We start from the raw sequence: 12448 nt of genomic DNA, 5'->3' as shown, positions 1-12448 counted from the left end.
CGGTGCCGTCAGCCCTTGTGCTCGAGCTGGCGTTCGATCAGGTACTTGATCGCCAGGCGGCGCTCTTTGAGGTGGCGCAGGTCCTCGTCGACGAAGTTGCCGGCCGAGATCGACTCGCCAGCCAGTACCTGGTTGTCGATGTCGATGTATTCATCGAGCAGGCGATCGAGCTGCGGGTCCTGCTGGCGTCGCTGCTGGACGATTTCGCGTGGGTAGTGCAGGTCCTGGTAGAGGTCATGGGAAACAGGCATGGCGTCCTCCTTGTGATGCAAGACAGGCTCTACCTGATTGGAAGGGGCGGACGGAAATAGGTTGAGGCATGCCGTCGGGAAAGCGACGAGCGGGCCGGCAACGAGGCTGCAGAAATGCCCGGGAAATCGGGCTGTTTCGACTAACCTGCTGTTTTTCTATGATTTTTTTTAAAAAAAGCTTCCCATCTGAAAAACTTGTTGTTAAAGTGCCGGCCATTCCCGCACAGCACAACACAGCGCTTGTCGGGAAGCATCAGTCAGGCAGTGCCAAGCACTCGCTGAAGCCGATACAGGGGCGTCGCCAAGCGGTAAGGCAGCAGGTTTTGATCCTGCCATGCGTTGGTTCGAATCCAGCCGCCCCTGCCATTTCCCAAGCTGGAAATACTCTCCAAAATCGCCGTCCGGCGATTTTTTCGTTTCTGCCTTTCAGATTTTTTTCAACAGTTCGGCCAAAGCCTGGGACAGTGCCTGTTCGCTGACCGGTTTTTGCAGCACCACGCTGCCGGGCAGCTCCAGCCTTTGCACTTGCGCGTATCCGGTGAGTATCACCACGGGTAGTTGCGGGTAGCGCTGGCGTGCGGCCTGAGCCAACTGCGCACCGTTGAACTCAGGCATGGCGAAGTCGGTGAGCAGCAGCTCGATGCTTTCGTCGAGCAGCGCCAGGGCCTGTTCGCTGTTGTGCGCCTGGCGCACGGTGTAGCCGCAGCGGCGCAGCAGGTCGCCGATCATTTCCCGCACCCTATGGTCGTCGTCGACCAGCAGCACGGTACGCCCTGTCGCCGACGGCGCCGGCTGGACGAGCGGCGCGGCGGGCCCGGTTGCCTCCAGGGCCTGCTGGCGGGCCATTGGCAAGTAGACGCTGACCTGGGTCCCATGCCCTGGCGTGGTGTCGATGCGCACCCCGCCGCCAGACTGCTTGGCGAAGCCGAACACCTGGGCCAGTCCCAGACCCGACCCTTTGCCGATGTCCTTGGTGGTGAAGAACGGCTCGAAGGCTTTGGCCAGCACCTGCGCGCTCATGCCGCAGCCGCTGTCGCGAATGCTCAGCAGCACGTAGGCGCCGGGCTCCGGGTCTTGCGGATGCTGGGGCCGGACGCTGACGTGGGTATTGCGCGTGGCGAGGACCAGTTGGCCGCCGTCAGGCATGGCATCGCGGGCGTTGATCGCCAGGTTGAGGATGATCATCTCGGTCTGGGTCGGATCGGCCAGCGCGTGCCACAGCCGGTGCTCCAGGTCCAGACGAACCGAGACATTGCCCCCCAGGGTCCGGCGTAGCAGTTCCTCGAGCCCTAGCAGCGTGCGGTTGAGGTCCAGCGTCACTGGCTCCAGGCGTTGTCTGCGGGAGAAGGCCAGCAGTTGGGCGGTCAGCTTGGCGCCGCGCTCGCCTGCTTCGCGGATGTGCTGCAGGCGACTGCCTGCCTTCTCCAGCAGGCCTGTGTCCAGGTCGCGCTGAAGAAAACTGGCACCGGTGAGAATAACGGTCAGCAGGTTGTTGAAGTCGTGGGCCACGCCTGCGGTGAGCTGGCCGACGGCTTCAAGGCGCTGCATCTGCTGCAGCGCCGCCTCGACGCGTTCGCGCTCGGCGATCTGTTCGCGCAGATGGGTGTTGGCCTGCGCCAGCTCCAGCGCTGCTTCGCGTTCGCTGGTAATGTCGCGTGCGACCACGTGGAGCAGTTGATCGTCGGGCACCACCACCCAGGACAGCCAGCGCGGCTGGCCGCCGGCATGCAGGATGCGGCCGACGAAGCGTGCGCTGGCACGGCCCATGGACAGTGCGGCGAGCTCGGCGAGGAAAGCCTCCTGGTCGGCTTCGGGGAGCAACTGCAGCAGCGAGATCTGCCCCAGGCGCTCACGGGTGAAGCCCAGGCTGGCTTCCCAGGCCGGGTTCAGCGCCACTGGAGTAAGGTCCTTGTTGAGCACGGCCAGCAGGTCCTGGGACAGTTCCCAGGCGCGGTCGCGTTCGCGGGTGCGGCGCTCGACCCGCTTGCCCAGCAACAGGTTGAGCTGCTCCAGCGCCCGGGTCGCCTGGCGTTGCTGGTCGATATCCTGGAGCACGCCGGTGAAGCGCACGCAGCGGCCGTCGGCGAACGTGGTCTGGCCGCTGGAAAGCAACCAGCGCGGTGCACGGTCGCCTGTCTGGGCGATGCGGAACTCGACGCGATAATGACCGTTGCTGTCCGGGCGCATGGCCTGCTCGACGGCGTCGCGGACCTGGGGCAGGTCCTCGGGGTAGATTCCGGCATAGAACACGGCAAGGTTCATGTCGGTGTCGGCAGGCAGGCCGAACAATTGCTTGCAGCGCGCGTCCCACGACATCAGGCCGTCTTGCGGGCGGAAGTCCCAGGTCCCCATGCCGGCGGCATCGATGGCGATGCGCGCGCGAGCCTCGACCTCGGCCAGGGCTGCCTCGGCCTGGCGCCGGCGCTGGCGTTCCTGCACCTCGGCCAGGGCACGGCGTACTGCCTTGGGCAGCAGCGACAGGTTCTTCTTCAGCACATAGTCGGTGGCGCCCAGGCGGATCATTTCCACCGCATGTTCTTCGCCATAAATGCCGGAGAGAAAGATGAATGGCAGGTCTGGCGCCAGGCGCTGGGCGATGGCCAGTACCTGGGCACCCGACGAGCCTGGCAGCACGCAGTCGCACAGGATCAGGTCGAAGCGGCCTTCGCGCAATGCAAGCTCGGCACCGACATGGTCGAACACCTGGCGCGAGCGAACGGTGATTGCGCTGCGCTCCAGGCGCAGCAGGACCAGTTCGGCGTCCATGCTGCTGTCTTCGACCAACAGCAGGTTCAGCGCTGCGTGCGGCATTGCGTCGCCCTCAGTGGTTGTCGCGACGGTTCAGGCGAAGCGAACCGGGCGGAGGCTCGTTGAGCACCGCCCAGAACACCCCCAACTCGGCAATGGCAGTGACGAAATCCTTGAACTCTACCGGTTTGACCACATAGGCGTTGACCCCCAGTTCGTAGGCCCGCAACAAGTCGGGCTCCTCCCGTGAGGATGTCAGCATCACGGTCGGGATACTGCACAGCGCCGGGGTGTCGCGCACTTGCTTGAGTACCTCCAGGCCATTGACCCTGGGCAGCTTGAGGTCCAGCAGCAGTACGGCGGGGTTGCTACTGTCGCGCTGGGCGTAGGCATTGCGACGCAACAGGTAGTCCAGGGCCTCGACGCCGTCGCGCAGGACGATCACCTCGTTGGCCAGCTGGCTGCGCTCCAGCGCCAGGAGAGTCAACTCCAGATCCCGGGGGTTGTCCTCGACCAGCAGGATGGGTTTGAGCATGGTGACCTCAGGCAAGCTGCGGGTGACGGGGGAGGGTGAAATGGAAACTGGCGCCCTGGTCGAGACGGCCTTCGGCCCAGACCCGGCCGTCGTGCCGCTCGATGATCCGGCGCACGCTGGCCAGGCCGATGCCGGTACCTTCGAACTCCTCCAACCGGTGCAGGCGCTGGAATACGCCGAACAGCTTGTCGGCGTAAGCCATGTCGAAGCCCACGCCGTTATCGCGCACGAACAGTTCGACTTCATGGGGGTGCGGCACGGCGCCTATCTGGATGCGCGCCGGGTGACGTACACGGCTGTACTTGATGGCGTTGCCGATCAGGTTGCGCAGGACCATGTTGAGAAACGCCGGATCGGCGATCACCCGCGGCAGTTCGGCGACTTCCCAGACAACCTCGCGCTCAGCCAGGTCGGGGGCCAGCTCCGTGCGAATGGCCTCGACCAGGGCATTGGGGTCGACCTCGGACAGGCGCAGCGCTGAACGCCCCATCTGCGAGAAGTTCAGCAGGTTGTCCACCAGGGTGCCGGCGAACTGTGCGGCTTCCTCGATATGGCCGAGGAAACGCTTGCCGCGTTCGCTCAGGTGTTCGCCGTCGATTTCGCCGAGCAGTTCGCTGTAGCCGGCGATGTGTCGCAGCGGCGCGCGCAGGTCGTGGGAGACGCTGTAGGAGAAGGCCTCGAGTTCCTTGTTCGAACGCTTCAGTTCGTTCGCCAGTTGGGCCAGTTCCTCGGCCTTGCGCAGGACGATGCCGAGCACGGCGCCACGCAGCTCCAGAGCGCCCTCGACGACCAGCGCTGGCCAAGGGGCGCTGAAGCCGCGCACCTCTTCTTGCCAGCGCTCGAAACTGTGCCGTGGGTTGAGATTGCCCTGGGGGCCGACCTGTTTGTCCGGGCGTCCGGCCCAGTTGACTACCTGCGCCTGTTCGGGGCGGAACCACACCAGGTAGTGCGAATGGATCTGTGAGATCGCCACGGCGAGCACGCCCGCGGCATGCGTGGCCAACTCCGGCAGCAGTTCGATGTCGCGGCGCACGTTGTCGGTGTGAAATACCAGGTCTTCGCCACGCTGTGCCAGCCAGTGCACCAGGGCGTTGACCAGGGCCGGGGGCGGCGTGTGGCCGATCAGGTCGCAGCGCTCGGCGCTGATGATCGCCGCGCCGGTGGCGTCGGCGAAGCGCAGCATCACCTCGGGCTGCGCCAGCAGTCCCTGGCTGACGCTGTCGTGGTCGGCCATCGAGGCAAGCAACTGGACGATGCGCTGACGCAGGGTGAGCAAGGCGCGGGTGTGATTGTGCGACTCGTGGGCCTCGATCTGCAGTGACAGCACGTTGGCCAACAACTCGCAGGCGGTACGGGTGCGAAAATCCACTGCACGCGGCTGCTCGTGATGGCAGGACACCAGCCCCCAGAGCTGGTCGTCGACCACGATCGACAGCGACATCGACGCCAGGGTGCCCATGTTGCGCATGTACTGCAGGTGCACCGGCGACACGCTGCGCAACGAGGCAAAGCTCATGTCCAGCGCGGCGCCGGTGCGCGGATTGGCGGCAGGGACCAGTGGCGAGGGCTGGTAGTTGGCGTTCTCGATCACGCGGATACGGTTGATGCGGTACAGCGCGCGGGCCTGGCGGGGAATGTCCGAGGCCGGGAAGCACAATCCCAGGTATTGCGGGTAGCCAGGGTCGGCGTCCTCGGCCAGTACCGTGCCGGTACCCTCGGCATCGAAGCGGTAGGCCTTGACCCGGCCGAAGCCGGTGATGCGCTTGATCTGCTGCACCGAGCGCTGCAGCAGTTCATCGATGCTGGTGGCCTGGTGCAAGGTGCTGACGAAGGCGCGCACCAGCGGGTAGTAGTCGTCCTGCCTGGTGCGGTTGTTGCGGCAGGGCTCGAGTTCGAGGATCAGTACCTGGTCGTGGCGGTGGGCAAGCACCCGCAGCGGCGCCTGGCCGGGTGAGCCCTGGCGCAGGCGAACGTCACCGATATGGAAGGGGAAGATTTCTTCGGTGGGCAGCGTGTCGAGCAGGTCGGCCAGGTGATCCCGCTCGTCGAGCCGGTCGGGGAAGGCCTGGCCCAGCAGGTGCGTGACTGGCACGCCAAGCCACTGCTCGATGTTGGCGCTGGCCTGGAGGATGTTCAGATCGTCGTCCAGCACCACCAGAAACCCCTGGGGCTGGATGCTGCCAGGTACCTGGATCGGTTCCTGGGCGCAATGCTCGACAGCCTGGTCGAGCGAGGTCGAAGCTATTGTCACGGGTGACTCCTGTCGGGTCCTTCCACGCACGAGGGGTGCGCTTGTTACAGGATGATTGTTCTGCACGGTATCAGAACCTTGGCGAATTTGCCGGTCTATGGCGAACGGAAGGGGACTGTTGGCGAGCGGGGGCGCAAATGGCGCTCTGGCGGGACGCCGCTGTCCTGATGCTCCGTCCTTGGCATTAATGCCAAAGAGAGTGGGCGGCTGCCATCCTGGATCCCATCCCGCTGCTACGCTCAAGCTCAACTTCCACAGACAAGGACTGACTGGTGACGGAACGCGTGATGGCCGCGCTGTTGGGCCTGTGCTTGAGCAGCAGCGCCGCGGCGGCGGACTTCCTCGTCGAAGTGCAGGTCCGCGTGCAGCGCGGCTGCATGCTGATCACCCAGCAGCGCGCTGCCGGCCCACAGGCCCTGGGGCGGATCGACCTGGGCAGCGCCGCCCGTCTGGACGGGCGCGATGCGCCCTTGAGCGGCGTGCTGTTCAGCCAGCGCCCACCACGCCTGGAGTGCAATCCCGATACCCCCTATCAGGTGCGCGTCGATGGCGGCCAGCATGGTGGCGTCGGCGAAGTACGCTACCTGGCCAGCGACGCGCCCGACGCCCGGCCGATTCCCTATCGCCTGTACCGCGACGCCGCCTGGCGCGAGCCACTGGCGGTGGATGTGCCGCAGGCGGCTCGGGTGCCAGACAGCGGCTCGGTGGCGTTGCCCCTCTATGCACGGATCGACCGCCTGGCCTGGGTACCCCGTGCCGGGTTGTACGCCGATCTGCTCAAAGTCACGGTCACCTGGTAGGAGCAGGCCATGCACAAGGACGCGCTGCAACGTACCTCGATCCTGCTGCTTTTCCTTGGCCCGCTGCTGTTGCCCGGCAGTGCGGCCCATGGCAACAGCACCGGCTTCATCCAGGCGCGGCTGGTGATCAGCGCTGCCTGCCAGATCAGCAGCGACCAGCAGCCGGCGACGGTGGGCAATCCTGGGGTGATGGACTTCGGCAGCCGCGGACCGACCTGGGACCGGCCGCTGACCAGTCGGGTCGACGAGGCGGGCGGCGAGGGCAGCCTGCAGATCAGTTGCACCCCGCAGGTGCGCGCCTTCAACGTGCGCATCAATGGCGGGCTCAATGGCGGTGATGGTGTGCGCCGGCTGAGCAACGGCCGTGAGCTGATCCCTTACCAACTGGCGGTCGACCCCGGTGGCAACAGCCGCTACGGCATCGGCCAGGCCCGCACGTTCACCATCAGCAGTACCCAGCAAGTTCCCGTGCCCATTTATGGGCTGGTGGTCGCGCAACCGCGCGCCCTGCCGGCCGGGCTGTATCGCGACACCCTCAGGGTGACCCTGGACTGGTAACACGCAAGGAGACTCCAATGCCCAAGCATTTCACCCGCTGCATCCTCACCGGCCTTGGCCTCGCCCTCGCGGCCCAGGCCCAGGCGGTCACCGTGACCGGGACGATCAGCTCGACCCTGACCCTGACCTCCGCCTGCCAGGTCAATGGCAATGGCGGTACCTCGGGGCTGAACTTCGGCACGCTCAACTTCGGTACCCAAGGGGCGCTGTTCACCACGGCCGGTGGTCAGGTGCTGGGCAGCGGCGGCGGTGCCATGAGCATCCTCTGCTCGGCGGGCACGGTGCCGGCGATCAAGGTGCGGGCCGGGAGCCATGACAACCAGTCCCCGGGCGGTACCCGTGCCCTGGCCGATGGCAACGGCAACTTCGTGCCCTACGACTTCTACACCGACAGCGGTTTCACCCAACTGTTGGCCATCGACGGCACCATCACCTTGCCGACCAGTACCGGCGTGGCGCAGACCGTCAACCTCTACGGCCAGGCACGCGGCAAGGCGGGCCTGCCGGCCGGGGTGTACACCGACACGGTAGCCGTCGAGCTGAGCTTCTGAGCAGTGCGCGGCGCGGCGCGGCTATTGTCTGCCGGCCTGTGCCTGGTCGTGGCGCCGGGGGCGCCGGCCGTCACCAGCAGCACCTTCCAGGTGACTGCGCAGATCGTTGCCGGCTGCCTGGTGGTGGGGGGCGTGACGGCTTACGGGGTGCTGGACTTCGGCACCAGCTCGGCGTTGTCCACGGCCACCCTGAGTACTTCGCTCGGCGGCACCACGGTGACCTTCCAGTGCACTCCGGGCGTGGCCCTGAACATGAGCCTGGATGGCGGCCAGAACAGTGCCAGCGGCAGCCGCAACCTCAAGCGCAGCGGCGGTACCCAGTTGCTCGCCTACCAGCTGTACCGCGACGCGGCCTTCAGCCAGAGCCTGGGCATCGGCAGCAGCGTGGCGGTGAGCTACAGCGACCCGACGGCGATCAAGTTGCCGGTCTACGGCCGTACCACCTTGACCGGCACCCTGCCGGCGGGGACCTACACCGATGTGGTGCAAGTGACAGTGAGTTGGTGAAGAACGACCCGCTGAAGCAGGCAGCGCAATCGACATGAGAACGACCAAGGAGAGAGGCATGGGGGCAGTCGCGAAACTGGCGCGGGGCGTGATCGGGCTGCTGTCGTTGGCCTGCGCGCCGGCGATGGCGGCGACCTCGGTGCTGATCTGGCCGATCGATCCGGTGCTGGAGGCCGACCAGAAGGCGGGCGCGCTGTGGCTGGAAAACCGCGGCACGGCGCCGGCCAGCCTGCAGGTGCGGGTGTTCGCCTGGCGCCAGGGCGAGTATCAGGAGCAGTTCCAGAACCAGCGCGAGATCATCGGCAGCCCGCCGGTGGCCAATATCCCGCCTGGCCAGAAGCAGCTGATCCGCCTGACCCGTACCGGCACCTCGCCGGTCGGCCAGGAGCAGGCCTACCGCATCATCATCGACGAGATTCCCTCGCCCGTGCCCGTCGACCCCGCCAGCGAGGGGCCGAAGGCGGCGATCCGCCTGCAGATGCGCTACTCGGTACCGCTGTTCGTCTACGGCGAAGGGCTGTGGGGCAAGCCCGACCCGGAGGGCAAGCGCAGTGCCGAGGGGGTCGGCAAGCCACAGTTGAGCTGGCGCGCGGTGACGGTACAGGGCAAGCCCTATGTCGAGTTGCGCAACACCGGGCCTGTGCATGCGCGGTTGACCGATGTGGTGCTGCAGCAGGGCGGGCGCGACACGCCGCTGGTGGAAGGCTTGCTGGGCTATGTGCTGCCCGGCGCCAGCATGCGCTGGCCGGCACCGGCCACACCGGGAGCGGCCAGCGTGCTCAAGGGCAGGATCAATGGCCAGGATGTGGCGCAGGCCATCCGGCAGGGTCAGTGACAGACGTTTGAACGAACGGCAGGGGCCAGGGAGGACCCGGCAATGGTTGGAAGTCGTGTGTGAGCTGGGTGCGGGTGGCGACGCACCGGTTGTGGCTGGGCCTGGCGGTGTTCGGGTCAGGCCTGGGCGTGGCCGACGATCTGCCGCCACCGCCCACCGAGAGCGCCGCGGTGGCCGATGCCACGCTGTACCTGGACCTGTTGGTGAACCAGGTGGGCAAGGCTGAGCTGGTGCCGGTGCAGCAACGGGCCGGGCGGCTGTACCTGGACAGCGATGTGCTGCGCGCCGCAGGCGTGAAGCTGCCGGGCGAGCCCCGGGGCGAGGTGGCGCTGGACGACATTGCGGACCTGCACAGCGACTATGACAGCCAGAACCAGCGCCTGCTGCTGCAGGTGCCGCCGGCCTGGCTGCCGGATCAGCAGGTCGGCGAACGTGGCCTGTATCCGCCCAGCGAGGCCCACAGCAGCCTCGGCGCGCTGTTCAACTACGACGCCTACCTCAACGACACCGACGAGGGTGGCACCTACCTGGCCGCCTGGAACGAGCTGCGTCTGTTCGACGACTGGGGCACTTTCTCCACCACCGGGCAGTGGCGCCAGTCGTTCAGCGGCGTCCGGAGCCAGCCGCGGCAGGGTTATCTGCGCTACGACACCACGTTCCGTTACACCGACGAGCAGCGCCTGCAGACTTACGAGGTCGGCGACCTGGTCACCGGGGCGCTGCCCTGGACCACCTCGGTGCGGGTCGGCGGCCTGCAACTGTCGCGTGACTTCGGCGTGCGGCCGGACCTGGTCACCTACCCGCTACCGGCCTTTGCCGGCGAAGCGGCGGTACCGACTTCGCTGGACCTGTTCATCAATGGCTACAAGAGCAGCACCACCGAGCTGCAGCCGGGCCCCTACACGCTGACCAATGTGCCGTTCATCAACGGTGCCGGCGAGGCCGTGGTGGTGACCACCGACGCCCTGGGCCGGCAGGTCTCGACCACCTTGCCGTTCTACGTCACCAGCAGCCTGCTGGCCAAGGGCCTGTCGGACTACTCGCTGGCCGCTGGCAATCTGCGCCGCGATTATGGCGTGCGCGACTTCGACTACGGGCCTGGAGTGGCCAGTGCCAGCCTGCGTCACGGCGTGTCCGATTTCTTCACCCTCGAAACCCATGCCGAGACCGCGGCGTCGATGATGCTCGGCGGCCTGGGCGGCAACCTGCGCCTGGGCACCTTCGGCGTGCTCAACGCGGCGCTGGCGCAGAGTCGTTTCGACGGCGACAGCGGCCAGCAGGTGGCGCTGGGCTACCAGTACAACAGCCGCCGCGTCGGCTTCAACTACCAGCGCATCCAGCGTCATGGCGACTACGCCGACCTGTCGCTGGTCGACAACCCCTACACGCGGCTTAGCACACGCAGCGAACAGGCCACCGTCAGTCTCAATCTCGATCGCTACGGCAGCCTCGGCGCTGGCTACTTCGACGTGCGCGCCGGCGACGGTTCGCGCACGCGACTGGTCAACCTGAGCTGGAGCAAGCCGCTGTGGGGCAGCAGCAGCCTGTACCTGTCGGCCAACCGCGAGGTCGGCGACAGCCAGTGGGCGGTGCAGGCGCAGCTGGTGATCCCGTTCGACCTGCGCGGCACCCTGGCCTTCAGCGCCGAGCGCAGCAAGGATGGTCAGGACCTGCAGCGCGTCAACTACAGCCAGGCGGTGCCGGTGGGCGGCGGGGTGGGCTACAACCTCGGCTACGCCACGGGTGGCAATACCCAGGACTATCGCCAGGCCGACGTGACCTGGCGCCTGCAGTCGGTGCAACTGCAGGCGGGCGTGTATGGCAGCAGCGGCGAGATGACCCGCTGGGCCGACGCCAGCGGCTCGCTGGTGTTGATGGATGCTGGACTGTTCGCCGCCAACCGCATCGACGATGCCTTCGTGGTGGTCAGCACCAGCGGCTACGCCGACGTGCCGGTGCGCTACGAGAACCAGCTGGTCGGCAGCACCGACCGCGGTGGTCACCTGCTGGTGCCGTACAGCAGCGGCTACTACCGCGGCAAGTACGAGATCGACCCGATGGGTCTGCCGGCCGATGTCCTCGCCTCGCAGGTCGAGCAGCGGGTGGCGGTGCGTCGGGGCAGTGGCTACCTGCTGGAGTTCCCGCTCAAGCGGGTGCTGGCGGCGAGCCTGGTGCTGGTCGATGGCGACAACCAGGTGCTCAAGCTGGGCAGCCGCGTGCGGCATCAGGAAAGCGCTGGCGAGGCGGTGGTGGGCTGGGACGGGCTGGTGTACCTGGAGAACCTGGCGCCGCACAATCGCCTCGCGGTGGACAAGGCCGACGGCGGGCAGTGCCAGGTAGCCTTCGACTTGCCCGAAGGGCAAGGGCCGATTCCGCTGATCGGCCCACTGGTGTGCCGATGAGCCGCCTGTGCCAACTGTTGTTGTTGGCCGCGCTGGCGTTGCCCGGGGCGGCCTGGGGCTTGTGTTCGTCGGTGGCCACCGCGCCGGCGGCCTTCGGCTCGCTCAACTCGACCGTGGTGCGTACTACGGTACAAAGTGCCTCGACCACCAACGCGGGGCTGCAGTGCACCGGCTCGTTGCTGTCGCTGCTGGTCAGTACCGATCACTTCTACGCCACCATCACCTCCAGCAGCAGCGGTCTGGTGGGGCCCACCGGCGACGTGATCCCCTATACGATCTACGCCGACAACACTACCAGTTACCCGATCAGCCGCGGAGTGCAGTTCGACTTTGCGCGCAACGGCATCATCGATGCCCTGGGCCTGCTCAACGGGCCCACGCCCAAGAGCGTGCCGCTGTACCTGAAGACCACCGTCGGCGCCAATGTCGCCGCGGGGCTGTATCAGGAGACACTGAATATCGCCTGGAACTGGAACTACTGCTCGGGGATCGGTATCGGCGCCATCTGCCTGGGGCGGGATATCGGCAATGGCAACCAGACGCTGCAGGTCACCTTGACGGTGACCAACGACTGCCAGATCACCACGCCCAACATCAGCTTCGCCAGTGCGCCGGTGGTGGCGGGATTCGGCACTGTGAACCAGAGCGTAAGCCTGTCGTGCACCAAGGGTAGTGCCTACACGGTGGGGCTGGATGACGGGCAGAACGTGTCGGGCGGGCGGCGGCGGATGAAGTCCAGTGCCGGCAATTTCCTCGCCTATGACATCTTCAAGAGTGCCGGCGCGGTGCGCTGGGGCTCGGTGGGGACGGCGCGGCGCGCCAGCAGCGATGCCGACGTGAACCCGGGCAACGGCACCGGAACGGGCAGCCAGCTGTTCAACTACAACGCCAAGGTCTACACCGACCAGGCCACGCCACCGGCGGCGAGCTACACCGACAGCGTGATCCTCGATGTACAGTTCTGAGTAGATCGCTGCTTTTGCGCAACGCTTGTGGGGCGACCTTGGGTC

At 66.5% G+C, this 12448-nt stretch carries 11 protein-coding genes and 1 tRNA gene; 8 read left to right on the top strand and 4 right to left on the bottom strand.

Going from position 1 to position 12448, the window contains the following annotated elements; genetic code table 11:
• Positions 1-8 precede the first annotated feature (8 nt).
• Positions 9-251: a hypothetical protein gene (locus F3J43_RS15915; RefSeq protein ID WP_166888317.1), complete on the bottom strand. Its 243-nt coding sequence runs from the start codon at positions 249-251 to the stop codon at positions 9-11.
• A 291-nt stretch (positions 252-542) separates the two neighbouring features.
• On the opposite strand from F3J43_RS15915, the gene F3J43_RS15910 reads away from it, so the two are divergent.
• Positions 543-617 (top strand) — tRNA-Gln (locus tag F3J43_RS15910).
• Between the two features lie 60 nt (positions 618-677).
• Here F3J43_RS15910 and F3J43_RS15905 read toward each other — a convergent pair.
• From F3J43_RS15905 to F3J43_RS15895, 3 genes are read right to left on the bottom strand one after another with little or no spacing between them, the layout of a single operon-like run.
• On the bottom strand, positions 678-3062 hold the full coding sequence (locus tag F3J43_RS15905; protein WP_166888314.1) for a PAS domain-containing hybrid sensor histidine kinase/response regulator: 2385 nt from the start codon (positions 3060-3062) through the stop codon (positions 678-680).
• Between the two features lie 10 nt (positions 3063-3072).
• The gene (locus tag F3J43_RS15900; RefSeq protein WP_166888311.1) at positions 3073-3534 is read right to left on the bottom strand and encodes a response regulator; all 462 of its coding nucleotides are present in this window, start codon (positions 3532-3534) and stop codon (positions 3073-3075) included.
• A gap of 7 nt (positions 3535-3541) precedes the next feature.
• Entirely contained in the window at positions 3542-5785 is a 2244-nt protein-coding gene (locus F3J43_RS15895) for an ATP-binding protein (protein ID WP_166888308.1), read from the bottom strand.
• Positions 5786-6057: 272 nt separating this feature from the next.
• On the opposite strand from F3J43_RS15895, the gene F3J43_RS15890 reads away from it, so the two are divergent.
• Genes F3J43_RS15890 through F3J43_RS15860 form a run of 7 tightly spaced genes read left to right on the top strand, consistent with a single transcriptional unit; the run spans position 6058 to position 12403 of the window.
• Positions 6058-6585 (top strand): Csu type fimbrial protein, encoded by a 528-nt coding sequence (locus tag F3J43_RS15890; RefSeq protein ID WP_166888305.1) that lies wholly within the window; start codon positions 6058-6060, stop codon positions 6583-6585.
• A 9-nt stretch (positions 6586-6594) separates the two neighbouring features.
• Positions 6595-7143, top strand: a complete 549-nt coding sequence (locus tag F3J43_RS15885) for a Csu type fimbrial protein (RefSeq protein ID WP_205297902.1) — start codon at positions 6595-6597, stop codon at positions 7141-7143.
• Positions 7144-7160: 17 nt separating this feature from the next.
• Positions 7161-7694: a Csu type fimbrial protein gene (locus F3J43_RS15880; protein WP_166888303.1), complete on the top strand. Its 534-nt coding sequence runs from the start codon at positions 7161-7163 to the stop codon at positions 7692-7694.
• Positions 7695-7718: 24 nt separating this feature from the next.
• Positions 7719-8201, top strand: coding sequence for a Csu type fimbrial protein (locus tag F3J43_RS15875; RefSeq protein WP_205297901.1), 483 nt, complete (start codon positions 7719-7721; stop codon positions 8199-8201).
• A 58-nt stretch (positions 8202-8259) separates the two neighbouring features.
• A complete protein-coding gene (locus F3J43_RS15870; protein ID WP_166888297.1) occupies positions 8260-9036 on the top strand; it encodes a fimbrial biogenesis chaperone in 777 nt (258 codons plus the stop codon).
• A 59-nt stretch (positions 9037-9095) separates the two neighbouring features.
• A complete protein-coding gene (locus tag F3J43_RS15865; protein ID WP_353618238.1) occupies positions 9096-11438 on the top strand; it encodes a fimbria/pilus outer membrane usher protein in 2343 nt (780 codons plus the stop codon).
• Positions 11435-12403 (top strand): Csu type fimbrial protein, encoded by a 969-nt coding sequence (locus F3J43_RS15860; RefSeq protein WP_166888294.1) that lies wholly within the window; start codon positions 11435-11437, stop codon positions 12401-12403. The genes F3J43_RS15865 and F3J43_RS15860 overlap by 4 nt, the downstream gene beginning before the upstream one ends.
• The last annotated feature ends 45 nt before the right edge of the window (positions 12404-12448 follow it).

Origin of the sequence: Pantoea sp. Cy-639, from assembly GCF_011752525.1 — a bacterium.
Taxonomy (GTDB): domain Bacteria; phylum Pseudomonadota; class Gammaproteobacteria; order Pseudomonadales; family Pseudomonadaceae; genus Aquipseudomonas.
Note: the sequence above shows the minus strand (reverse complement) of the source record. Positions and strands in the feature narration are given on the sequence as shown.